The organism is Bacillus sp. LJBV19, assembly GCF_017797845.1.
Taxonomy (GTDB): Bacteria; Bacillota; Bacilli; order Bacillales; family Bacillaceae; genus Bacillus; species Bacillus velezensis.
The window spans coordinates 1313062-1337102 of the sequence record NZ_CP072563.1; the positions used below are offsets into that span (position 1 = coordinate 1313062).

At 46.3% G+C, this 24041-nt stretch carries 23 protein-coding genes and 2 riboswitches; of the genes, 15 read left to right on the forward strand and 8 right to left on the reverse strand.

Annotated elements, in window-relative coordinates; all coding sequences use genetic code 11:
• Positions 1 to 6: 6 nt before the first annotated feature.
• Both J6600_RS06760 and ku read right to left on the reverse strand, forming a co-directional pair.
• Positions 7 to 1842: a DNA ligase D gene (locus J6600_RS06760; protein ID WP_209388164.1), complete on the reverse strand. Its 1836-nt coding sequence runs from the start codon at positions 1840 to 1842 to the stop codon at positions 7 to 9.
• A gap of 2 nt (positions 1843 to 1844) precedes the next feature.
• Entirely contained in the window at positions 1845 to 2726 is an 882-nt protein-coding gene (ku, locus tag J6600_RS06765; protein ID WP_007610913.1) for a non-homologous end joining protein Ku, read from the reverse strand.
• 543 nt (positions 2727 to 3269) lie between these two features.
• On the opposite strand from ku, the gene J6600_RS06770 reads away from it, so the two are divergent.
• From J6600_RS06770 to J6600_RS06785, 4 genes are all read left to right on the forward strand, one after another.
• The gene (locus J6600_RS06770) at positions 3270 to 3905 is read left to right on the forward strand and encodes a DedA family protein (RefSeq protein WP_369878818.1); all 636 of its coding nucleotides are present in this window, start codon (positions 3270 to 3272) and stop codon (positions 3903 to 3905) included.
• 246 nt (positions 3906 to 4151) lie between these two features.
• Positions 4152 to 4934, forward strand: coding sequence for a TerC family protein (locus J6600_RS06775; protein ID WP_209388165.1), 783 nt, complete (start codon positions 4152 to 4154; stop codon positions 4932 to 4934).
• Between the two features lie 276 nt (positions 4935 to 5210).
• Entirely contained in the window at positions 5211 to 5966 is a 756-nt protein-coding gene (gene sigI / locus J6600_RS06780) for an RNA polymerase sigma factor SigI (protein ID WP_209388166.1), read from the forward strand.
• Positions 5963 to 7132: an anti-sigma factor domain-containing protein gene (locus tag J6600_RS06785; protein WP_103526947.1), complete on the forward strand. Its 1170-nt coding sequence runs from the start codon at positions 5963 to 5965 to the stop codon at positions 7130 to 7132. The genes sigI and J6600_RS06785 overlap by 4 nt, the downstream gene beginning before the upstream one ends.
• A 6-nt stretch (positions 7133 to 7138) precedes the next feature.
• Here the strand turns inward: J6600_RS06785 and J6600_RS06790 are convergent, their stop codons facing one another.
• Positions 7139 to 7333, reverse strand: a complete 195-nt coding sequence (locus J6600_RS06790; protein WP_003154717.1) for an alpha/beta-type small acid-soluble spore protein — start codon at positions 7331 to 7333, stop codon at positions 7139 to 7141.
• 135 nt (positions 7334 to 7468) lie between these two features.
• Positions 7469 to 8170: a DUF1836 domain-containing protein gene (locus tag J6600_RS06795; RefSeq protein WP_012117404.1), complete on the reverse strand. Its 702-nt coding sequence runs from the start codon at positions 8168 to 8170 to the stop codon at positions 7469 to 7471.
• Between the two features lie 148 nt (positions 8171 to 8318).
• Between J6600_RS06795 and htpX the strand changes: the two genes are divergently transcribed.
• The 4 genes from htpX to J6600_RS06815 all read left to right on the forward strand — a co-directional run bounded on the left by htpX (position 8319) and on the right by J6600_RS06815 (position 11664).
• Entirely contained in the window at positions 8319 to 9212 is an 894-nt protein-coding gene (gene htpX / locus J6600_RS06800) for a protease HtpX (protein ID WP_007407207.1), read from the forward strand.
• Between the two features lie 158 nt (positions 9213 to 9370).
• Complete coding sequence (locus J6600_RS06805) at positions 9371 to 10723, forward strand: TrkH family potassium uptake protein (protein ID WP_007408478.1); 1353 nt, start codon at positions 9371 to 9373, stop codon at positions 10721 to 10723.
• 94 nt (positions 10724 to 10817) lie between these two features.
• Positions 10818 to 11492, forward strand: a complete 675-nt coding sequence (locus J6600_RS06810) for a DUF421 domain-containing protein (protein ID WP_072177543.1) — start codon at positions 10818 to 10820, stop codon at positions 11490 to 11492.
• Between the two features lies 1 nt (position 11493).
• Positions 11494 to 11664, forward strand: coding sequence for a hypothetical protein (locus tag J6600_RS06815; protein ID WP_007610936.1), 171 nt, complete (start codon positions 11494 to 11496; stop codon positions 11662 to 11664).
• A 41-nt stretch (positions 11665 to 11705) separates the two neighbouring features.
• Here J6600_RS06815 and J6600_RS06820 read toward each other — a convergent pair whose 3' ends face one another.
• Positions 11706 to 12728, reverse strand: coding sequence for an acyltransferase family protein (locus J6600_RS06820; RefSeq protein WP_021493788.1), 1023 nt, complete (start codon positions 12726 to 12728; stop codon positions 11706 to 11708).
• 255 nt (positions 12729 to 12983) lie between these two features.
• On the opposite strand from J6600_RS06820, the gene J6600_RS06825 reads away from it, so the two are divergent.
• Together J6600_RS06825 and J6600_RS06830 are read left to right on the forward strand one after the other, a co-directional pair.
• On the forward strand, positions 12984 to 15203 hold the full coding sequence (locus J6600_RS06825) for a PAS domain-containing sensor histidine kinase (RefSeq protein WP_209388167.1): 2220 nt from the start codon (positions 12984 to 12986) through the stop codon (positions 15201 to 15203).
• The gene (locus J6600_RS06830; protein WP_007610941.1) at positions 15200 to 15697 is read left to right on the forward strand and encodes a methylated-DNA--[protein]-cysteine S-methyltransferase; all 498 of its coding nucleotides are present in this window, start codon (positions 15200 to 15202) and stop codon (positions 15695 to 15697) included. Before J6600_RS06825 ends, J6600_RS06830 begins: the two co-directional genes overlap by 4 nt.
• A 241-nt stretch (positions 15698 to 15938) precedes the next feature.
• Here J6600_RS06830 and mtnA read toward each other — a convergent pair whose 3' ends face one another.
• The 3 genes from mtnA to J6600_RS06845 form a co-directional block, all read right to left on the reverse strand.
• On the reverse strand, positions 15939 to 17000 hold the full coding sequence (mtnA, locus tag J6600_RS06835; protein WP_017417644.1) for an S-methyl-5-thioribose-1-phosphate isomerase: 1062 nt from the start codon (positions 16998 to 17000) through the stop codon (positions 15939 to 15941).
• A gap of 6 nt (positions 17001 to 17006) precedes the next feature.
• Positions 17007 to 18191, reverse strand: coding sequence for an S-methyl-5-thioribose kinase (mtnK, locus tag J6600_RS06840; protein WP_014417574.1), 1185 nt, complete (start codon positions 18189 to 18191; stop codon positions 17007 to 17009).
• Positions 18192 to 18300: 109 nt separating this feature from the next.
• A riboswitch (SAM riboswitch) is annotated at positions 18301 to 18455 on the reverse strand.
• A gap of 92 nt (positions 18456 to 18547) precedes the next feature.
• Positions 18548 to 19327 carry a carbon-nitrogen family hydrolase gene (locus J6600_RS06845; protein WP_003154702.1) on the reverse strand — a complete coding sequence of 260 codons (780 nt, stop codon included), beginning with the start codon at positions 19325 to 19327 and terminating at the stop codon, positions 18548 to 18550.
• Between the two features lie 91 nt (positions 19328 to 19418).
• On the opposite strand from J6600_RS06845, the gene J6600_RS06850 reads away from it, so the two are divergent.
• From J6600_RS06850 to J6600_RS06870, 5 genes are all read left to right on the forward strand, one after another.
• Positions 19419 to 20615, forward strand: a complete 1197-nt coding sequence (locus J6600_RS06850; RefSeq protein WP_209388168.1) for a pyridoxal phosphate-dependent aminotransferase — start codon at positions 19419 to 19421, stop codon at positions 20613 to 20615.
• Between the two features lie 36 nt (positions 20616 to 20651).
• Positions 20652 to 20751: riboswitch (SAM riboswitch) on the forward strand.
• A gap of 81 nt (positions 20752 to 20832) precedes the next feature.
• A complete protein-coding gene (gene mtnW / locus J6600_RS06855; protein WP_029974834.1) occupies positions 20833 to 22047 on the forward strand; it encodes a 2,3-diketo-5-methylthiopentyl-1-phosphate enolase in 1215 nt (404 codons plus the stop codon).
• The gene (gene mtnX, locus J6600_RS06860; protein ID WP_209388169.1) at positions 22044 to 22748 is read left to right on the forward strand and encodes a 2-hydroxy-3-keto-5-methylthiopentenyl-1-phosphate phosphatase; all 705 of its coding nucleotides are present in this window, start codon (positions 22044 to 22046) and stop codon (positions 22746 to 22748) included. The genes mtnW and mtnX overlap by 4 nt, the downstream gene beginning before the upstream one ends.
• Positions 22706 to 23335, forward strand: a complete 630-nt coding sequence (locus tag J6600_RS06865) for a methylthioribulose 1-phosphate dehydratase (RefSeq protein ID WP_022553436.1) — start codon at positions 22706 to 22708, stop codon at positions 23333 to 23335. The genes mtnX and J6600_RS06865 overlap by 43 nt, the downstream gene beginning before the upstream one ends.
• Positions 23336 to 23350: 15 nt before the next feature.
• Positions 23351 to 23887, forward strand: coding sequence for a 1,2-dihydroxy-3-keto-5-methylthiopentene dioxygenase (locus J6600_RS06870; RefSeq protein ID WP_029974828.1), 537 nt, complete (start codon positions 23351 to 23353; stop codon positions 23885 to 23887).
• The last annotated feature ends 154 nt before the right edge of the window (positions 23888 to 24041 follow it).

Sequence of the window (24041 nt, forward strand, 5' to 3'; positions counted from 1 at the left end):
AAAGCGTCAGCTCTTCCTCTTGATTTGCTCAAGCACGATTGAAAGCGGGCCGTCCTGCGGATTCCGGTAAAAATCATAAAACGGATCTCCCTCTGTCCTGACGCGGTTCACTACTGTATCGATCGTATAATCATCAGGTGTTAAAGAGGAGTTGACTTCGCTCCAATAAAGGGGAGCCGCAACCGTTCCCAATTCGTTGCCCCGGGTCGAATAGGGGGCGATAATGGTTTTCCCTTCGGCATGCTGCAAATAATCTAGGTAGAGCCTGCCGTTTCGGTTTTTGATAAACCGCTCTGTCGTAAAAAGATCCGGGCGCGTCCTGACGCAATAATCGGCGATGAGCATTGTGAACGCACGGGTTTCTTCATAGGTGAATGCTTCCGGTGAAAGCGGGATGTAGAGCTGAATGCCTTTATTTCCGGAGAGCTTCGGGAATGACGTAATGCTGAATGAGTCAAACAGCTGTTTCAGCACATGCGCAGCCTCCACTGCCATAGGAAAATCATTCCTTGACGGAGGATCAAGATCAATGACGATTTCTGCGGGCCTTTCAGAATGCACTGTCTGAAACGGAACGTGAAATTCAAGCGCCAGCTGATTAGCCAGCCATAAAAGTGACGGTATGCTGCTGCATACGATGTGCTCGTGGCTCCCGTCAAACACGCTTGAGACAAAGTCCGGCGTGTAGTCCGGTTTGTTTTTTTGAAAAAAAGATTCGCCAGGCGCGCCGTGCGGATAACGGATCACCGTGACGGCCCGATCTTTAAGAAAGGGCATAAGAAAATCGCTCATTTTCACCATATAACTAAGGAAATCTGCTTTCGTTTTTTCACGTTTTTTAAAAACGATCTTATCCAGGCTTGTGAACTGCAGCTTCGGCGGCAGCGTTTTAGAGCGGAGGATAAGCTGCTGATACGTGCATTCCGTCCAATCCATTTCAAACTGAAAAGACACAAAGGATACTTCACGCAGCGTGTCCTGCAATATGGTTAAATACTGCACGGTCATGCAGATAGAAGGCTCAAGTGTATACTCGCCGCTTGGCAGTTTTTTTCCGTGGGTCTCCATAATGGTTCTGACGGCGTTTTTTTCTTCCGCCTGCATGCCGTGGGAAACGGAAGCGATCGGGACGACGGTGCCGTCTTTTAATACCGAGGTCGTCACATACCCGTTCTTCGGATTGAATCCGGTTAATAGCACGTGAGCCGTTTTCATATGTTTATACTTTTGCCAGTCGGGAGAGCGTTTATTTTCCGCCCAGCCGCTGGAAGCCCTTTTTGCTACGATGCCTTCTCCGTCATGGCGGACGACCTTGTCCCAAAGCGCATCAAAATCAGTGTGCTCCGGAATGTATTGAATCGCTTCTTCCGCTAAGTGATGAGGGCAGGCGGGAAGATTTGCTTCTTTAAACAGTTTGGAAAGGGCGCGCTTTCGTTTCACATACGGTAATGAGACGGTGCCGGCGCCTTCCAGAACGAGGAGATCAAATGCCAGAAAGCGGCACGGCCGTCTATCAGCGGTGCTTTCAATTGCTTCTGTCCGTTTTAAACGTCCGCGGATTTGAAGATGCTCAAAGTCCGCTCTGTACGGATTGATTAAATAGACAAGCTCTCCGTCAAGCGTAATGGGGAACCTGTCTTTCATGTGCTGAAAACACCGGGCCGCAAAAGCCGTGATTTCCGGAAATTGATTCGTCAGCGTCTGTCCGTTTCTGCTGGTTAATGTAACGCCGCTTTCGTCTATGCGGAGAAGACAGCGGAATCCGTCATACTTTACCTCATAGCGCCACTCACTGCCTTCAGGCGGTACAGAGGTCAAAATCGGCTGCATCGTCAGCACCATGATTAAGACGTTCCGGCTTTTTGTCTGGTCGTCTTTTGCTTTTTGCCTCCGCCGCCTGCTGAAGCGGCGTCTTTTGTCCGCGCCGGTGCAGCCTGTTCGCGATCCGGCCGCTTCGTCCGGTCAATGCTTGCCTGAAGCGCGCTGACAAGATCGATGACATCTTCGCGCGGACCGGCAGCAGCCGGTGTCACGCCCGCTTCTTCATGTTCGAGCTTATCGTTAATTTTAGCGAGAAGGGCTTTCCGGTATGTGTCTTCGTATTGTTCCGGGTCAAACTCGGTTGTCAGTTCATTAATTAACGTAATCGCCGTCTGCAGCTCTTTTTCATTAACGGCTGTCTGCTCGGGAACGCCCGGCACATGTCCGGCATTTCTGACTTCATCCGGATAATGAATGGATTCCATCACGATGCAGTTGTCATACACGCGAAGAATCGCAAGCTGCTGTTTAGAGCGGATCGTAATGGAGGCAATCCCGATTTTACCCGTCGTTCTCAGCGCTTCCCGCAGAAGTGTATAGGCTTTTGTACCGTTATCTCCCGGCCCGACATAATACGACCGGTTAAAATAAATCGGATCAATTTCCTGCAACTGGACAAAGTCAACAATCTCAACCGCTTTTTCTTCATGTTCCTGTTTTACGTCTTTCAAGTCTTCGTCTGTCATAATGACGTATTTCCCTTTTACATACTCATAGCCTTTCACGATTTCATCAGGTTCCAGACTTTTTTCACATCCGGTGCAGATTTTTTCGTATTTAATCGGCGCATGGTCTTCTTTATGAAGACTGCGGAATTTTATATCTTTATCTTCAGTGGCCGCGAAGAGCTTGACCGGGATATTGACGAGGCCGAAACTGATCGAACCCTTCCACATCGTGTGCATGAATAAAAACTCCTTTTTGTCTTTATTGTGGATAAACGGGTCCGTTCCATGTGTAGCAACTTATGGGTGTTGCGCCGCTTCATGGAGCGGCTGTTCCATTTCCTCAGGCGGAAATGGTCGGCTGAAAAGCAAATGAATTCTCTATTTACAATCAGTGAATCGGTAAGTTCTTTAAAGCGCTGAAGTCCCTGAAAATCATCAGTGGTAATCAAAAAGATTATACAAAATCATTCCCCGGGAAATGCCCACGCATTCCCATGTAGTGACTGAGAGAATTTCCCGCTCCCATATGAACTGAATCCGCGGTCAGCCGCCGCTTACCGCGAAGGGTAACTTTTCCGGAGAACTTAAGTTATGTAACCGCCGCCAGACAAGCAATCAGGAGACAGGCGGGACGTTGTATTGCGCTTATTCCCTCCCGCTATACCGATCTGAAACGACTCACATTTATAACGGGCATGTCTAAAAGATATTTCAGCCTCAAGGTTTTGTGTTAAAATCATTCTTAAGTTTCGGAATATAGACGTAAGCCGGGAGTGATAGATCATCGAAGATTTCATCATATCAATAATAGAGGCGTTTAAAAGCTTATCTTACGCCGGGATTTTTTTGGCGCTCAGTATAGAATTCATCCCGGCGGAAATTGTTCTTCCGCTTGCGGGCTATTGGGTCTCAAAAGGGGATATGACGCTTGCCGGGACCGTGTTTGCCGGTTCGCTCGGCGGTGTTTCAGGTCCGCTTGTCTTATATGGAATCGGCAGGCTGGGCGGTCGGCCGTTTTTGCTGAAATATGGAAAGTATATATGGATAAAACCCGAATCCCTGCAGAAATCAGATGATTTCTTTCAGAAGCACGGAGGTTTGGTCGCGTTCAGCGGCCGTTTTATACCGGGGGTCAGGACGCTGATTTCTTTGCCGTGCGGCATTGCGAAGATGAATGTCTGGGTGTTCTCTCTATATACATATGCGGCGATGCTGCCGATTACATTTGCTTACGTATACCTCGGAATGAAACTCGGGGAAAATTGGAAAAGCGTCGGTTCCATTCTCGATCAATATATGCTGCCGCTCGGTATATTCATTGTGTTGCTTCTCATTCTTTGGATGTTTTTAAAGAGAAGAAAACAGCGGGCCAAAACAGAAAAAATTTCTCAATTTGTTAAAAAAGTTAAGCGTTGACAAATGATGAAACAGGCTTTATCATGAGCGTATAAACAAATATTTCTTGAAATCCCAAAGGGGAGTAGCGTCCGGATATTCCGGAAACAAAGTCGTCAATTCATGGATCATATCCATCGGCTTTGTTGGCATGCCAATCATTCATGTCTAGCAAGACCTTTGCCTTATATCGGCAAAGGTCTTTTTTGCGTAAAAAAACCGCCGGTATAAGCTCGGATGATAGAAAAAAGAAACGGAGGGAATGGATTGGACTTTGCATTATTATTGGAGTATGGATGGGTTCTTCTCATTTTAATCGGGCTGGAAGGGATTTTGGCGGCGGATAACGCGCTGGTGATGGCTGTGATGGTGAAGCATCTTCCTGAAAAACAAAGGAAGAAGGCTTTATTTTACGGATTGGCGGGCGCATTTATTTTGCGTTTCGGGTCGCTGTTCGCCATTTCTTTTCTGGTGAATGTTTGGCAGGTCCAGGCCGTCGGCGCTTTATATCTGTTTTACATTGCGGTCAGCCATTTGCTGAAGCGGTATGTATTTAAAGATAACGCCGGTGAGAAAACGCAGAAAGAAAGCGGGTTTTGGCAGACTGTCTTGAAAGTGGAGCTCGCGGACATCGCTTTTGCCGTTGACTCCATTTTAGCGGCGGTCGCGCTTGCCGTAACGCTCCCGGGAACAGAGCTTCCTGCCATCGGCGGCTTGGACGGCGGTCAGTTTCTCGTTATTTTAGCCGGCGGCGTAATCGGTTTAATCATTATGCGTTTTGCGGCATCAATGTTCGTATCCTTACTGAAAACCAGGCCGGGCCTTGAAACGGCGGCATTTGTGATTGTCGGATGGGTAGGCGTGAAGCTCGCTCTTTATACGTTGGCCCATGAGGAACTCGATATAATTCCGGCAGATGTCATCCATTCGGCGGCCTGGAAAATCATTTTCTGGGCGGTTCTGGCTGCCATCGCGGTTTGCGGATGGTTTATGTCAGGAGCAAAACAAATAGAGTCTGGCGCGGAATCGGAAAAAAGGGAACACGCGTAAAATGATCAAAAAGGGAGTCTGGCTTTTTAAAAAGCAGGTTCCCTTTTTTGTTTGAAACGCTTACATTTAAGACATATGATAACAATTTTATAACAGCATTGTTACAAAAAACACAGAGAAAACCCCCTTAATTCTGCATGGGGGCACGAAATCATGTATAGTACGTCTTATTGGCTTGTCATAATTGAGACAAATGGAATCGATTTCTCTTTTTCTTCCTTTGCGAATCCCTACTAAATTAGCTATGATTATGAGTAGTTATAGGGAGGAACTGAGGTGAAACCAGTGCTTAGCCTTTTGTTTAAATTGGGAAAAAAGAAGCAAACGCTTGAAACATCTGTTGAAAAAATACAAAAAGGCGACAAAGATCTGCAGAACGATTTAATACAGCAATATAAGCCTTTTATCGCGAAGACGGTTTCATCCGTTTGTAAACGATATATAGATGAAAAAGACGACGAATTCAGCATCGGGCTGATCGCGTTTAACGAAGCCATTGAAAAGTATTCGGCTGAAAAAGGTAATTCGCTGCTTGCATTTGCAGAGCTGATTATAAAAAGAAAAGTGATAGACTATATCAGAAAAGAAGCAAGAACCGCTCAGCATATCAATATGGATGTGCAGGAAGGCGACGACCAGGAATCTTCGCAGAGCCTTATCGAAGCGGAGCTTTCCATTGATGAATACCGCAAACAGATAGAGCAGGAACAGCGCCGGGAAGAAATTCTTTTTTTTCAGAAGCAGCTCAAAGAATACGGGCTGTCTTTTAAAGAGCTGCTGGAACAATCGCCGAAGCATACAGATGCGAGGCAGAATGCGATTAAGGTAGCCTACACGCTTGTTGAAAATGAAGAGCTGGCGTCCATTTTGTACCAGAAAAAACAGCTTCCTGTCAAACAGCTGGAGCAGCTCGTGTCGGTCAGCAGAAAAACGATCGAACGGAACCGAAAATATATCATCGCCATGAGTATTATTATTACCGGTGATTATATTTATTTAAAAGATTATCTTAAAGGGGTGTTGCACTCATGAGAAGAGGGATCATAGTAGAGAAAAATAAAAAATTCGTCACGTTGCTAACCCCTGACGGACAATTTTTAAAAACAAAAAATGATCACCGCACTTGTGAAATCGGAGAGGAAATTACGTTCGAAGGCGAAACGCGTATGGGAAGAAGGGCCAGCTTTTTTGATTTTCTGAAACTGCGCCCTTTTAAATTGGGAGTGTTTACGATGACTGCTATTATTTTGTTTATTTTAATTTTGCTCCCGGTTTTTTCTGATAACAAAGCTTACGCGTATATGACGCTTGACATTAATCCCAGTATTGAAATGGCTTTAAACAGCAAATATGAAGTCATTGAACTGACACCGCTGAACCATGACGCCAAACAGGTCATCAGTGACATCGGAGATTGGAAAAGCAGCGATTTTAAGGAAGTCATCAGTAATATTATTACCGATTGCAGCAAGCATGGATATGTAAAGGAATCAAAAGAGATTTTAATTTCCACGGTTTATGAAAATACAGATGACAATACATATAAAAAAGGCGTTAAAAAACAGCTGGCCGACATGACTGAAAAATATAAGGGCACCTACCAGGTCCAATCGCTTGAATCTGATATGGAAACAAGAGAAAAAGCAAAACAGGAAGGGATGTCAACAGGCAGCTACATAAGAAGAAACGAAAAGAAAACAGAAGAAAAACAGCCTGAAAAGCAAACCGACGGTAATGAAACAGATCAAAAAGATACCGAAACAGACGCTGATCAAAGCGAGCAGCCGGACACAGATAAGCCGGCGGCTGATGAAAAGACAGCTCCTGATGAAGACAAGGCAGCAGAGAAGCCGGGAAACAATGAAACAACGCCCGGTACGGAAGAAGCGAAGCCGGACAGTCAGGACGGCAATCAGCAAACCGAAAAAAATGCAGCTTCCGGATCAGAGGAAAACACACAGAAGGAACAAGATGGGGAAACAGAGCAGCCCCCAACACAAAATCCTCAGGAAAACGGAAATGACAAAGAGCCTAAGCAAAAGTATTACAATCATTACTGGAATCATGATCGCAATGAACATTGGGAATCCTATCGGCATCATGAAGATTCGTCAGACCGAAGGAATCCGAACGGCTACCGGCACGGAAAGGAGAATGCCGATAAATATCAAAATTCGCCGAGAAGTCCCGGCGAATAAGCTGCATTATTGATTTTTCCCGTTTAATTGTGATTGAGCCTGCTGTACAAGACGTTTTGTCATTTCCCCGCCTACAGAGCCGTTTGCGCGTGCTGCTGTATCAGAGCTAAGGTTCACGCCGAATTCTTGAGCCACTTCGTATTTAAATTGGTCAAGTGCCTGCTCAGCCCCTGGAACTAAGAGTTTATTTCTGCTCGCCATCTTTTTCATCTCCTTTTCTCTGGCAAGATGTGTTTTCGCATTTTAGTTTCAAACGGAACGGTATTGATTATGCTGGCAATTGTTGTACAGCAAAAAAACCCCGGCGCAGACACCGGGGCGAAGAAGCGTTATGAATTATAATAAATGGCTGATCATTTTGTAGGCTGAGGCTTGAATATGGAAAGTCAAAACGGAGAGCACCGTGACGGCGATTATGGATCTGATATTGTTCCATTGTCCGCTTCCGAGTTCTTTAAAGCAGCCTTTGAGCTTGTCCGTCTGCTCTTCGACGAGCTCCTGCAGGCTCGTTTCCTTCATCGGCGGGTTTGCCTTATGATGAAGATAATCAATCACTTGGGCGCAGCTTTCATAGTAGCTGATCGGGCTGATGACGTCGTCTGATCTGTCTGTGATCGTGTTAAAAGCGATTTTTAATATGCCGCGTATATGTTCGAAGTCATAAATTGATTTTAAATCACGTACAATGAGAAGGATGACAGCTTGTTCAATTGTATATTTTTTGCCGAGTAAGGGGTGGCCGATTAAATCTTTAATATCGCGCTTCACCCAGTTTTGGACGGCGGTTGATTTTAAAGACGTCAGCTCGCACAGATTTCCCAGCTCGACAATCTCGTTAGTTGAAAGCCCGTATTCCTTTTTCTCTTTTTTTCGTTCGAATCTCGTCAGAAATTCAGGGATATGCAGACGGCTTTCCGCTTCATCCAAGGTCATATCCGCTGATTGCAATAAGATTTGGAGAGGGGTTGCGTCTCCTTGGCCTTTTAATGCGTAAAGAAGCCGGACCATATCAGTTCGGGTCAGTTTAAACGTGTTCATGGTTCACCTCTGATTGATTACGTGTTCACTTTTTAATATCACTGAGAATTACATTAACATCATACGTCGAAATTGTTGCATTTTCAAACAGATCATTTATAATTTAAGTAAATAAGTTCTTTTGATCTTAAAAAAGACGGAGGTAATTATGGCGAAAAGAATATTTCTGTTTATTTTAACGAACCTTTTGGTCATTACGACAATCGGAATTGTGCTTACGATTATTACAAGCGTTACCGGTGTCGGCTCGTATATACAAAATGGCCGCATTGATCTGATGGCATTGCTCGTGTTCAGTCTTGTCGTCGGTTTTGTCGGTTCTTTTATTTCTCTCGGAATGTCCAGATGGATGGCCAAAACGATGATGGGCGTCCGGGTGTTAAATCCGAAGAAACAGTCGCTCAGCTATGAAGAGCAGCAATTGGTTGACCGTGTGCACAGATTGTCCCGTGCCGCAGGGATGACGAAAATGCCTGAAGTCGGCATTTATCATTCCCCGGAGGTCAATGCTTTTGCGACCGGGCCTTCTAAGCGCCGTTCGCTTGTCGCGGTTTCTTCAGGTTTATTGCAGCAGATGGATGATGCTGCGGTGGAAGGGGTTCTTGCCCATGAAGTCGCACACATCACAAACGGTGATATGGTCACGATGACGCTGCTGCAGGGAATCGTCAATACGTTCGTCGTATTCCTTTCCCGAATCGCGGCATGGGTTGCAAGCCGCTTTGTCAAAGAAGACCTCGCGCCGGTCGTGCATTTTATCGCGATGATCGTGTTTCAGATTATCTTTTCCATTCTCGGCAGTCTTGTCGTCTTCGCCTACTCGCGCCACAGAGAGTTTCACGCTGACCGCGGCGGTGCAGACCTTGCCGGCAAGGATAAAATGATTCACGCCCTGCGTACGCTGAAGTCTTATACAGGACATGTGAATGAAGAAGACCAGACGGCAGTGCAGACGTTAAAAATTAACGGCAAAAAGCATTCATCATTGTTCTCCACACACCCTGATCTCGATGAGCGCATTCGCAGGCTGGAAGCAAAATAATCAACAAAACCTCTGACAATCGTTTCAGAGGTTTTTTGTTTAAAGATCGGCAAATTACATAAGGTAATGAAAAATCTTTCTAAAAAGACCTTTAAAAATTCTCCCAATATCATTAGAATAATTACGTACTACATTTGAGAGGCAGAAGGAACTATCTTATGAAATTAAAACTGAAGAAATTCATACAGATCTTGTCGCCAGCACAGCTGATTGCATTATATTATTTTCTTGCTGTGACGGTGGCATTTATTTTGCTAAGTCTGCCGGCCGCCCACAAACAAGGGGCCAGCTGGTCGTTTATAGACGCGCTGTTTACGGCTGTCAGCTCAGTCAGTGTCACCGGTTTAACGGTCGTCAACACGGCTGATACATTCAGCACGGCCGGGATTGTCATTTTGGCTTTCGTGCTTCAATTCGGCGGAATCGGCATCATGACGCTCGGAACATTCGTCTGGCTCATTATGGGCAAACGGATCGGTCTGCGGGAACGGAAGCTCATCATGGTGGATCAGAATCAATCGCAGTTTTCCGGTATCGTCAACCTGATGAAGCAAGTGCTGTTTTTGATTTTATTAATCGAGTTTTTAGGCGGCATCATCTTAGGAACATATTTTTTAACGTATTATGATTCGTTTGAACAGGCGTACTTGCACGGATTCTTTGCGAGCGTCAGCGCCACGACAAACGGCGGTTTTGATATTACGGGAAATTCACTCGTCCCGTTCAGACATGACTATTTCGTGCAGTTTATTACGATGCTTCTGATTATTTTCGGTGCGATCGGTTTTCCGGTGCTCGTAGAAGTAAAGGACTTTTTGTTTTCAAAACAGCGCAGATATTCATTCACGCTGTTTACGAAAATTACGACCGTTACGTTCGGAATGCTCGTTTTGTTCGGAGCCGTGGGCATTTACGCGCTTGAAGCAAGCCATGTCATGAAGGGGAAAAGCTGGCATGATGTTTTATTTTTATGTCTCTTTCAATCAACCGCTACGCGAAGCGGCGGGCTTGCGACAATTGATATCAGCCAGCTGTCGGCGCCGACATTATTTTTCATCTGTGCCCTCATGTTTATCGGCGCATCACCGAGCTCGGTCGGCGGCGGAATCCGTACGACGACGTTTGCGCTTAACCTTCTTGCTCTGTTTCATTTTGCACGGGGGAATAAAGCGGTCAAGGTCTTTAAACGCGAGCTTCACCAGGCTGATGTCATGAAGTCGCTGGTCGTTACGATGATGGCGATTCTGCTCGTGTTCGGATCGACGCTGATTCTGGCCGTGACGGAGAAAAATCAGACGCTGCTCGGACTGCTTTTTGAAGTGTGTTCCGCTTTCGGAACGACCGGCCTGTCGCTCGGGATTACTCCGCATTTAAGCGACATCGGAAAATGCGTGATCATGATTGTCATGTTTATCGGCCGGATCGGCATTTTGACGTTCCTTTATTTGATCGGCCGAAAAGAAATCGAAGCAAATTATCACTATCCGAAGGAAAGAATGATTATCGGCTGACACCGCTTTTCAGAAAGCGGTGTTTTTTATTGCCGTAAAATGGATGTGTGGAAACAGTTTCTTTGGAGATTCTACTTGTAAAGAGGTGACGTCATTGTTTGCCGTATTTTGGAAGTCGGTAGTTATGATAGCGGTCGGTACCTTTTTATTGCGGATTGCCGGACGGAAATCAATCAGCCAGCTGTCGGTGACCCAGACAGTCATCATGATTTCGATCGGCTCGATTATTATTCAGCCGTTTATTGAACATAATTTATGGGAAACTATTTTCGCGGCGGCGATTTTTATTGCGGTGTTAATCCTGATGGAATATTTAGAAATCAAATCAAGCTTTTTTGAGTTTTTATTTTCAGGAAAAACCGTCGCCGTTGTCAGAAACGGAAAAATCATCCCGGAAAACTTAAAAAAAATGCGTTTTACCGAAGATCAGCTGTCAATGAGGATCAGGCAGGAAGGCCTCGGAGACATTCAAGATTTTAAATATGTGCTGCTTGAGCCGAACGGACAGATCGGCTATGAACTCATTGATGAGGCCAAAAACGTGACAGTGCGCGACTTGAAAAAAATGCTTGATGAATTCAAAACAGATTTGCTGACAGAAGGAGGAAATCAAATGAAACGCAAAGCAGCAAAGAATGAAGCTTTGACCAACAACAACACACCGACTGAGAGCATGGACAAAGATGCATACAAAACACAATATGACGGTGATCCCGGACTGAGAGGCGCAAACCGCAAATCAAAACACGGCAAACAAGGAGGCGAGTAACATGACGAAAAAAAACCGCCACAGCAAAGACATGCAAAACCATAAAAAGCCGATGGACCCTAAATTGCTTGAAGAAGAGTTTGCAAGCGAGCTCGGTGATTATAACGCCGGAAAATGGATTGAAACGCTTGAACAGACGAAGCCAAAGAAAAAAGAAGACGGCAAACAATAAAAAATACCTCTTAGGCGGCAACGCTTAAGAGGTATTTTGCATTATTTCGAATAAGCACCGTTTCTTGTTCCTTTCACCGCTTCAAGCAAGCCGGTTATCCGCAGCTCAATAAACGGCTGTGCGGCCGTTTTCACCGCATTGCTGGAGAGAATGGACGTAAGAGCGGCCGTTAACATTAAGAGTATGACTAAATTCTGATAATCAGACAAGTGATCTTCAAGCCCGATCTGCCGCAGCGTTTTTATAATGAATCCATGCAGCAGATACACGTAAAACGTTCTCGTCCCCCATTTCGTAAAGAAATAACGCCTTTGCGGAACGAGCGCCAAAAAGCTGAAAGTGGCGGCAAAGGCCAAAACATACCAGCCGATGCGCGACAGACCGCTCAACAGCGATACTGTGCCGAATGTGGAATAAGGCTCCGATCCGAACAGCCACGAGTAATCAAAGTCAATGCACCAGCATAACAGGAAAACAATCCCCAGCACGCCCGCGGCAATCTGCCTGCCTCTTTTAGCCCGTAGCAAATCAAAGTGCTGTTTCTTTAAATAAAACCCGACGAGAAACATCGGAAGAAAAACAAACGTCCGTGAAAGACTCAGCGTGCTGCTGATAAAATCAAGATACCCGATCATGACGGCAAGCCCGCAGCTCGCCCCAAGCGCCCACATTTTCGGCAGCTTCGTAAAGGGATAAAGCAGCAGATTCCAAAAGAATAAGCTGACTAAAAACCAGAGAGACCACTGCGGATCAATCGGATTGACGCTTGCCATGCTTTCATCCTGAATCAAATAGTAAAAAACTGAGTAAATGCCCTGAAAAATCAGGTACGGAATAATCAGCTTCACAGCCAGCTTCTTCACATAACCTGTCCGCTTAAAGTTTTTTGCGAAATAGCCGGAAACCAGGATAAAGGCCGGCATATGAAAAGTATAAATGAATTTGTAGAGATGGAGCATAAACTCATTTCCGTTAATAAATGACCGGAGGATATGGCCGAACACCACCAGAAAAATCAAGATAAACTTGGCGTTGTCAAAGTAACTGTCTCGCGATTTTGTCATAGCATCACCTTCTCTTCAAAAATCATCCACTGCATGATTATTTCCTGTTGGTGTTCATTTTAAAATAAAAAACAAAAAATTGAAGGAGGACAAAAGGGATTGTTAGGATGATGTAACGGGGAGGTAAGGATCGTAGAAAAAGACTTTAACTTGTCATATCATTGAAATTTTCTGAAATGTATAGGGCGAATGAAGGAAGATGAGGTATTTTGTAGAAATATTGAAGGATAGGTTTTTGAAGAAGGAGTGTACTGAATGGCTGAAACTCTGGATTTGCAAACAAACGAGTCGCTGAAAGAGCAGCTGAAGCGGATGAAAGAGGAAAATGACCGCCTGAAGAGTGATTTGAACCGGTATCACGTGATTATGAATAACACGCTTGATGCCATTTTTATATGCCGTAAGGAAATGAAAATCGTCCAGGCGAACGAGGCTGCGGCCCGGATGATGCAGATTGAGGCAGAGAACCTCATTAACCGCTCCGTCCTGGATTTTTTATATTCCGTGCCTCAGGAAGAACTGAATAAGGCCGTGAAAAAGTTTTTAAAAAAAGGCCATCTGTGGAAAGAGGTGCCGATTAAGCTTGACAGCGGCGCGACGAAATACATTGAATTCCTCGCCAGAGACGGAATTGGGGAGGATTATTTTTTTGTGGTGATGAGGGATATCTCCTCTAAAAAAATATTAGAGCGCGAATTCTCCATGAACGAGCAGCTGTTTAAAGATTTGTTTGACAGGGCTGTCGACGGCATCGTGCTGTTTGATAAGGACGGCGGGTTTATTGATGCGAACCTCTCTTTTTGCAAAAGCTTTGAGATCGGCCAGAATGAATTGTCCCATCTGTCGCTCCGCCATTTTACCGACGGAGAAAACAAAAAGCATCTGAAAGAAATCTGGGAAACCCTCCGCAGAAAAGGAAACGCCAAAGGAGAACTGCCCGTCAAGCTTCGGTCCGGCGAAGAGAAGCTGTTTGAATTTACGATTACGTCCAACTTAATCAGCGGGTTCTACATGTCCATTATGAGAGACATAACAGAGAAACGGCTGATGGAATTGAAACTCTTTAAAAGCGAAGAGCGATTCCGCGAAATTTTTGAAAACGCCATGGACGCGATTGTCATTTGGTCTGATGACGGAAAGATTGCCAAAGCAAACGAATCGGCGTGCCGCATTTTCGAACTGCCGATGGATAAGCTGGTGGAGACGAATTTATGTACGTTTATCGTTGATCCGCAGAAAAAATACAAGCAGATTAAGAGAAAATATGAAAAATACGGGGAAATCCGTGAAGAAATGCTGTTTCAGATGGCAAACGGCCAATTTAAAGAGCTGGAATTCACATCAAAACGAACCATACTTGAAGGTCAGCATTTAACCATTTTAAGAAATGTCAGCGATCGTAAGCGCATGGAAAAAGAATTGCGGGAAAGCGAGCTGAAATTCAGAAAAGTATTCAACGGCTCAATGGACGGCAAGGTCTTATTTGACAACCAATTCCGCATTATTGACGCGAATCCTCTCGCAAGCCGTATACTCGGTATGCCGGATGAGGAGCTGAGAGCGTACACCGTTCCGGATATTCTTTCTTTATTTGATATTGAAAACGCGGGTGTTCCCGCCAGAAAGATTGATTTAGAAGGAATGGATAATGAAATCCCCTTCCTGTTAAGCAGCAGCGACAGCCGCAAACTGGAATTCTCCTTCAAAAGAAATATCATTCAAAATATGAATCTGGCCATCTTTAAAGATGTCACAGAGGCCAAAGAGCTTGAAGAGAGGCTGCGGAAATCCGATACTCTTCATGTTGTAGGGGAGCTGGCGGCGGGCATCGCCCACGAAATCAGAAACCCGATGACGGCGCTGAAAGGGTTCATTCAGCTTCTTCAAGGAAGCATTGAAGGCGAATATTCTCTGTACTTTAACGTCATTACCTCAGAATTAAAACGCATCGAGTCTATCATCACTGAATTTTTAATTTTAGCGAAACCCCAGGCGATATTATATGAAGAAAAAGACGTGACGCAGATTATGAAAGACACGGCTGATCTTTTGAATGCCCAGGCCAATCTTGTCAATGTGCAGATCCATCTGAACCTGACCGGAAACATCCCGCCGATTTACTGTGAACCGAATCAATTAAAACAGGTGTTTATCAATATTTTAAAAAATGCCATTGAAGTCATGCCGGGCGGCGGCAATATCTACGTGACCATTCAGTCTTCTGATCAAGACCACATTTTGATTTCTATTCAAGATGAAGGAACAGGCATTTCCGAAGACAAATTAAAACGTCTGGGTGAACCATTTTACACGACAAAAGACAGGGGAACGGGCCTCGGCCTCATGGTCAGTTATAAAATCATCGAAGAGCATCAGGGCCGCATTCATGTGGAAAGTGAAGAAGGGAAGGGCACCGTTTTTCATTTGACGCTTCCGATCCGGCAGAATACGGAAGAAAGAAGGAGCGGGGAATGATCTGTTTTACAAGTGTAAGAGCGCCGTTTGGAACCGTCATCGTAACAGAGGAAGAGAGCTTTATTACCGGCCTGTTTCTCACCGGGGAAGATTTTGAGGAATGGCGGAAAGACGCGCCCGGCGTAAAGCCGTGCGAAACCGCTTTGCTGTCGGAGGCGAAACAGCAGTTGGCATCATATTTTTCAGGAGAAAGAAAGCAATTCTCTCTGCCTCTGAGACAAAAAGGCACACCCTTTCAGGAAAGGGTGTGGAACGCGCTGACGATGATTCCTTACGGGGAATCCCGAAGCTACGGCGATATGGCTGAAGCGATCGGAAAACCGAAAGCGGTGCGCGCCATCGGACAAGCCAATAAACGAAACCGGCTGCCGATTTTGATCCCGTGCCATCGGGTAATCGGCAAAAACAGCGCCTTAACGGGATACGCAGGCACGAAGACGGATGTAAAAGCGGTGCTGCTGAACATCGAACAAATATCCTATAAAGAAAAATAAAGCGTATGGCACGTTCCGTTTTTTCGCGTCCGACATATCATTTTATTAAGTGAAAAAAGTTGCCCTGATGAAAAAGGAGGACGAAGCCTGATGAAAATGAGCCGTCCGCAAAAGATAGCCGGTTATGCAGAGCTGTTTTTTAAAATGCATCTCATTACAGCCGCCCAAAAAGATGAAGTGATTACATTGTGCAGACAAAAAAACCGCTGACATTGCCTGAGGCAATATCATCAGCGGTTTTTCAGCTCAGCTGGCAGTCAGCGAATAATTGTTCAATTTCTTCCGTGTAAGAACCGGTCACAATTCCTTTCTCGGTTATTATGCCGGAAATCAGGCTGCCCGGTGTGATGTCAAAGGCCGGATTGAAGACCGGAACATCCTCGGGAGCGGTGCGTATGCCGGAGATCTGTCTGACTTCATCCGGATCTCTTTCTTCAATCGGAATCTGATCGCCGTTTTCAATCTGCAAGTCAAATGTCGAAAGCGGTGCGGCCACAAAAAACGGAATTTGAAAGGCGTTTGCCAAAATAGCGAGGCCGTACGTTCCGATTTTGTTGGCCGTATCACCGTTTTTTGCAATTCTGTCAGCGCCGACAATGACCGCAGAAATATGTTTTTCCTTCATTGTATGGGCGGCCATGCTGTCCGTAATGAGCGTGACATCAATTCCGCCCTGCATCAGCTCCCACGCCGTCAGCCGTGATCCTTGAAGAACGGGTCTTGTTTCACATGCGTAGATATGAAGGCCGAGGTCTTTTTGTTTCGCTAAGTAAAAGGGAGCAAGCGCCGTACCGTACCGGCTTGTGGCAATCGAGCCCGCATTGCAGATGGTCATGATCTGGTCGCCTTTATTAAAAAGGTGCAGAGCATTTTGGCCGATCATTCGGCATGTTTCTTCATCCTCAATCTGAATTTGAATGGCTTCATGAACGAGCGTTGTCTTCGCTTCATTGATTGAGATCGCATCCCTGATCGAATCCGTAAGTCTGTCAAGCGCCCACGCAAGGTTGACGGCAGTGGGCCTCGAACTGTTTAAATACGCTTTGACATCCGCGAATTGACGTCGGAAATCTGAAAGGTCGCGGGCTTCAAATGACTTGGCGGAGAGCGCGAGTCCGAACGCCGCGGTTATACCGATGGCCGGGGCGCCCCTTACTTTCAGCGTGACAATTGCGTCGAATACATCTTCCTTTGTTTCAAGTTCCGCATATTCAGTGACGTCGGGAAGCTTTTGCTGATTTAAAATGCGGATGTAGGTTTCTTTCCATTCTACAGAACGGGGGATGGCAAATTCATTGGTCATGCTGCATCATTCCTTTACACGGAGCTTAAATTGGTCCAGAACCTCGGTGATATGCTTCAGTTTTTTTCTGTTTTCGATATAATAGGCGCCGATGTCAAGCGCCAGCTTCTTCCGTTCGATTCGTTTGTCAAACGGAGTGATTTCATCTAAGTCAGCCACATGGGCGAGTCCGATCGTGCGCCGGATCAATTCGCATCCCGCAAAACCGACCGCTTCCTCAAATGCGTTTTTCAGTGTGTCTTCCAGCAGGTGTCTGCGGGAAGGCAAGCAGTCTTTCTCCCATGCTTCACTGAATGTTTTCACAAATGTATCCCATACGGCGGCGGTATGGTCATATAACGGCTGTCTGTCGTCACCGTCGCGGCTGAGGGCGTTTAACAGCAGATTGGCGATAAATTGGCCGATGTCAAACCCGATCGGTCCGAAGAAAGCAAACTCGGGATCAATCACCTTTGTTTCATGTTCATCGGCGAAGATGCTTCCCGTGTGCAGATCGCCGTGAACCAATGTTTCCGCGGAATTCAGAAAGATGGCTTTCAATTCGTCAGCGCCTTCTTTCAGCCGGGAATTGTTCCAAACTTTTTCTGCGTATGGGCGCAGCTCCTCTTCAAAATCGTTTGTCTCATGGTCGAGAAACGGTTCTGTAAACACAAGCCTTTCTGTAATATTGCAAAGCTCAGGATTTGTAAACTGCTTTGCGAGCTGCTGCTTTACTTTCGCATCAAGCGCATAATCGGATGAGTAAAAAAGCGTTTTCCCTAAAAATTCACCGATATGAACCGATAAGTTCGGATAATGCTGCCCTTCCAGCAGCCCTTTTCTTGAAATCCGCAAATGGGAGAGGTCTTCCATTACCGTGACGGCCATTTCAGTATCGGAATAGTAAACGGCCGGAACGAGGTGCGGCACGTGTTCGCCCTGGCGGATGAGGGCGCTGCTTTCGATTCTCGCCCGGTCAATTGTAAGCGGCCAGCTTTCACCGACGACTTTCGCGTAAGGGATTGCCTGTTTAATAATCAGTCCTTTTTTGTTTTCTTTATCGTAAACATGAAAGACGTAATTTAAATTGCCGTCGCCGATTTCACGGCATGTCAGAGTGCTTTTGCTTTGGAATAAGCCGAGCTTGACGGCTAACGCGGCGGCGGAGCTTTCTGTTAATTGTTCATAAAGACTTGTTTTAGTTGCTGACATGGATTTACCCTCCAATTATGTAGTGGCAGTAAGAGAGCGTGACGGAGAATACGCCCGAAAAAAAGCCTCCTTCTCTGAAAGAGAAGGAGGCTGAAACAGTGCAGTCCGCCTCTTATCTCTCAGATAACATCTGATGGAATTAGCACCGTGCCTTATGAGACAATCGTCTCGGCGCAAAATGTACGCGCCCCATTTCACAATGGAATTACGGTCGGTTGCTGTTGGGGTCAAAAGGCCAATCCCTCGCCCAACTCTCGATAAGAGAAAAAAATATTGATTTGTATCACAATTCGGATTAATCAGTTGATGAAAATATTAGCAGGTGCCGGATATTCTTGTCAACGTTTTTTTGAAAATTAATATAAATCACGCCGCAAGTCTTGGAAAACCGGAATGGTTCCGCGGACGGCCGCGCTTTCTGACACATCGATTTCCGCCCGGACTGCGCCTTCCGTCCGGTCTCCTTCGGCTAAAATCCGGCCCCACGGGTCAATAATCAGGCTGTGGCCGGCAAATTCATTATCGGGATTGGACCCCGTGCAGTTAGAGGCTGCAACAAAACATTGGTTTTCAATTGCTCTGGCGATAAGCAGGCTTCGCCAATGATCAAGGCGGGGCAGAGGCCATTCAGCAGAGATAAACAGGACATTCGCGCCCTGGGACGTATGCTTTCTGATCCATTCGGGGAAACGGATATCATAGCAGATCAGCCCGGCGCACTTGACACCGTCAAGCTCAAAGGAACCGTCACTGTTTCCTGCTGACAAGTAAAGGTGTTCATCCATCAGCTGAAACAGATGTGCTTTCTGATACCGCTTCACGATCTGTCCGCTGTTATCGGCGATGTACATGGTGTTATAGACATTTTCGCCTTCTTTGACCGCAAAAGATCCGGCAACGAGGTGTACGTTGTATGTTTTTGCCGTTTCTTTAAGCCATTGTTCCGAAACTTTGCCGTTTTCATCCGCCAGCTGATCTAGCCGTGTGAGATCATAGCCGGTCGTCCACAACTCAGGAAGCACGATTACATCCGCATGGCGGCTTTCTTGCTCAATCAAAGATTCTGCTTTTTTAAAGTTTTCTGAAGGATTTCCGTATGAAATATCAAATTGCAAACAGGAAACGGTCCATTTCATTTTTTAACACCTCAAGTTTCTCTTTACTTTTTTTATTTAACCATATATGATGATGGACTATCATTTCAAGACATTTTTAGAAGGTGAAAATATGAACTTTGAAATCTCAGATGTACTCAAACAGCTGCCGGAACAATTTTTCGCATCATTGGTGCAAAAAGTGAATCAAAAGCTGAAAGAAGGCAGAGACGTCATCAATTTAGGGCAGGGAAACCCTGATCAGCCGACGCCTCAGCATATCGTTGAAGAAATGAAGCGCGCCGTCGAAAGGCCGGAAAATCATAAATACTCATCATTCCGGGGCGCTTACAGCTTCAAAAAAGCAGCCGCTGCATTTTATGAAAGGGAGTACGGGGTCACGCTTGATCCGGAAACGGAAGTCGCCGTGCTGTTCGGAGGCAAGGCGGGACTTGTTGAGCTTCCGCAATGTCTTTTAAACCCTGGAGATACCATTCTGGTGCCTGATCCCGGATATCCTGATTACTGGTCAGGCGTCGCCCTTGCGAAAGCGAAAATGGAAATGATGCCGCTGACGGAGGAAAGAGGGTTTCTCCCTGATTACAGCGTAATTCCTGAAAAGGTGCGGAGCGAGGCGAAGCTGCTGTATCTCAATTATCCGAATAATCCGACCGGCGCTGTGGCGACAGAGGCGTTTTTCGAGGAGACGGTCGGTTTTGCGGAGCAAAACTGCATTTGTGTCGTTCATGATTTCGCGTACGGAGCCGTCGGCTTTGACGGGCATAAACCGCTGAGCTTTTTGCAGACCGAAGGCGCAAAAGAGACGGGAATCGAAATCTATACCTTGTCTAAAACCTATAATATGGCGGGCTGGCGGGTCGGATTTGCCGTCGGAAACGCTTCTGTCATCGAAGCGATCAACCTTTATCAGGATCATATGTTTGTCAGTTTGTTTCCCGCGGCGCAGCAGGCGGCGGCAGCCGCTCTTTTAGCGGATCAGGCATGCGTCGCAGCGCAAAATGACAGATATGAATCGAGACGCAATGCATGGATTGAAGCCTGCCGCGATATCGGCTGGGATGTGACGGCTCCGGCGGGCTCCTTTTTTGCATGGCTCCCTGTGCCTGACGGTTATACGTCACAGTCGTTTTCAGACTTGCTGCTCGAGAAAGCGGATGTCGCGGTCGCTGCCGGAAACGGGTTCGGAAAATGGGGGGAAGGCTATATAAGAGTCGGTCTTCTGACAAGTGAAGAAAGACTTAAAGAAGCTGCGGAACGGATCGGGAAACTGAATCTTTTCACCCGAAAAAGCATTGACATATCAGGATAACAATGCGATAATTCAAAATACTTTATAAAATCATTATTCTTATCAAGAGCAGGCAGAGGGACGAGCCCGATGAAGCCCGGCAACCGACTGATAAAGCACGGTGCTAATTCTTGCAGCAGGAGCTGAGAGATAAGATTCGGACATAACACGAAGCCTCTTTCTGCTCATACGGAAGAGGTTTTTTTATGTTTTGCGAAAGAAAGAGAGGCGTTCACGCATGAGCGAAGTATTGGCAACATATCTTCTGACAGACACAACGGACAGTGAAAAGCGGGCGGAACAGATTGCGGCGGGGCTGACGGTAGGCTCCTGGACTGACCTGCCCCTGGTAAAGCAGGAACAGCTCAGAAAACATAAAGGGCGGGTCGTAAAAGTTGAGGAGAAAGAAGGAACCTCAGAAAACGAAACACAATCCGTCATCACCATCGCCTATCCCGAGGCGAACTTTTCAAGAGATATTCCGGCCGTCCTGACGACGGTATTCGGAAAGCTGTCACTGGACGGAAAAATAAAATTGACTGATCTTGAATTTTCCGAAGGGTTTAAACGCTCCCTTCCCGGGCCGAAATTCGGTATATACGGCATCCGCAAACTGCTGGGCGAATTTGAAAGACCGCTTCTGATGAGCATATTTAAAGGCGTGATCGGACGGGATCTCGCCGACATTAAAGAACAGCTCAGACAGCAGGCGCTCGGCGGCGTGGATCTTATTAAAGATGACGAAATTTTCTTTGAAAATGAACTGGCTCCGTTTGAAACCCGCATTATCGAAGGAAAACAAGTCCTGAAGGAAACCCGGGAGGAGACGGGGCATAAAACGCTGTATGCCGTAAACCTTACGGGAAGGACCGCTGAATTGCGGGATAAAGCGAGGCGCGCGGCAGAACTCGGGGCGGACGCGCTTTTATTGAATGTGTTCGCTTACGGTTTAGATGTGATGCAGAGCCTTGCTGAAGACAGGGAAATCCCGCTTCCGATCATGGCGCATCCGGCAGTCAGCGGCGCGTTCACATCATCTCCCGTTTACGGCTTGTCGCATGCGCTTTTGCTCGGCAAGCTGAACCGCTATTGCGGCGCTGATTTCAGCTTATTTCCGTCACCTTACGGAACCGTTGCTCTTCCGAAGGAGTCCGCGCTTGCAATCCATGATGAATGTGTAAAAGACGATGTCTTTCATCCGTCGTTTGCCGTCCCGTCAGCAGGCATTCATCCCGGTATGGTGCCATTATTGATGCGCGATTTCGGCATCGATCACATCATCAATGCCGGCGGAGGCATTCACGGCCACCCGAAAGGAGCCGAGGGTGGCGGAAAAGCGTTCCGCGCCGTCATTGATGCGGTGCTTGAAGCGCAGCCGATTGAAGAAAAAGCCGCGTCGTGCAAAGATCTTCAGCTCGCATTAGACAAATGGGGAAGGGTGGAAGCCGTATGACCCGCACACCGCTGATTATTTGTGATTTCGACGGAACGGTCACCATGAACGACAACATTGTCAGCATGATGAAAGAATTCGCGCCTCCTGAGTGGCTTGAATTAAAAGACGGTGTTCTGTCTAAAAGCATATCAATCCAAGAAGGAGTCGGACGGATGTTCGGACTGCTGCCGAGCAGCTTAAAAGAAGAACTGACCGGCTTTATCCTGAAGGATGCGAAAATACGGGACGGCTTTTTTGATTTTGTCTCGTTTGTCCGCTCAAACGGCCTCCCGTTTTATATCGTAAGCGGAGGAATGGACTTTTTTGTGCATCCGCTTTTGGAAGGGATCGTAGAAAAGGAGCGGATTTTCTGCAATCATGCATCCTTTGACAATGAATATATTCATATAGACTGGCCGCACGCCTGTGACGGAGACTGCACCAATCAATGCGGCTGCTGCAAACCGTCAGTCATCCGGAAGCTATCCGATCAGCAGAAATTTCTCGTTATGATCGGTGATTCGGTCACGGATGTCGAGGCTGCAAAGTTATCCGATATGTGTTTTGCGAGAGATTATCTTTTGACTGAATGCAAAGAACTCGGCCTCCGGCATCTGCCTTTTCAAGATTTTCATGAGGTGAAAACAGGCATTGAAAACATCGGGGAGGTGCAGGCATGGCTGCAAAAGAAGAACGCTGGCGCGAACTTGCCGAGGTAAAACGCGAGCTGGCCGAAAGAGACTGGTTCCCGGCAACGAGCGGGAATCTTTCCATCAAAGTATCTGACGGGCCGCTGACTTTTCTCGTTACGGCGAGCGGAAAAGACAAACGAAAAGAAACAGACGAAGATTTTCTCTTGATCGATGAGAACGGGAAGCCCGCTGAGACCGGCCATTCTTTAAAACCCTCAGCGGAAACGCTTCTCCATACTTACTTATACCAAAAGACAGACGCAGGCTGCTGTCTGCATGTCCATACCGTCAATAATAATGTCATCTCAGAGCTTTACGGGGATGAAAAACAAATCACTTTTCAGGGGCAGGAGATGATTAAGGCGCTCGGATTATGGGAGGAAAACGCGTCCGTGACCGTTCCGATCATTGACAATCCGGCGCACATCCCGGCATTGGCCGAAAATTTCGCGCACCATGCGGACGCCGGATCAGGCGCGGTGTTAATCCGCAATCACGGCATTACGGCATGGGGACGGACCGCATTTGAAGCGAAAAGAGTGCTGGAAGCCTATGAATTTTTATTCAGCTGTCACCTCAAGCTTCTGTCACTTCGTCCGCAGCTGGTAAAATAAAAGGAGGAATAGAAAATGGCGACCATCAGAATTCATGACGAAAAGAATACGATCATTGAACATCAGGAAGAAGTAGCGCGCTTCTTAGACGAGCAAGAGGTGATCTATGAGCAGTGGAACATTGAAAAACTTCCGTCTGAGCTTTCGGAAAAATACGATCTAACTGAAGATGAAAAAGAACGGATTCTCGCGGCGTTTGACACGGAGATTCAGGACATTTCAGCCCGGCGCGGATATCAGTCTCAGGATGTCATTTCTTTATCAGATACCACGCCGAATCTTGATGAATTATTAAAAAATTTCCAAAGAGAACATCACCACACGGATGATGAAGTCCGCTTTATCGTCAGCGGACACGGCATCTTCGTCATTCAAGGCAAAGACGGCACATTTTTCGACGTCCGTTTAAATCCGGGAGATTTGATTTCAGTTCCGGAGAACATCCGCCACTACTTTACGCTTCAGGAAGACCGCCGGGTCGTCGCAATCCGAATCTTTGTGACGACTGAGGGCTGGGTGCCGATTTACGAAAATGAAAGTGTGCAAAACTGATAGACGCCCGAACCTCTCATGCACCCACCGGCATGAGAGGTTTTTTATTGTAATATAAAGTCAGCTGTGGCTGTTTTTTAAATCTTGAATATGCCGCATTCTGTTTATATCATTACCCGAATGGGTATTATTCTCGTATTCATGCAAAGATTCC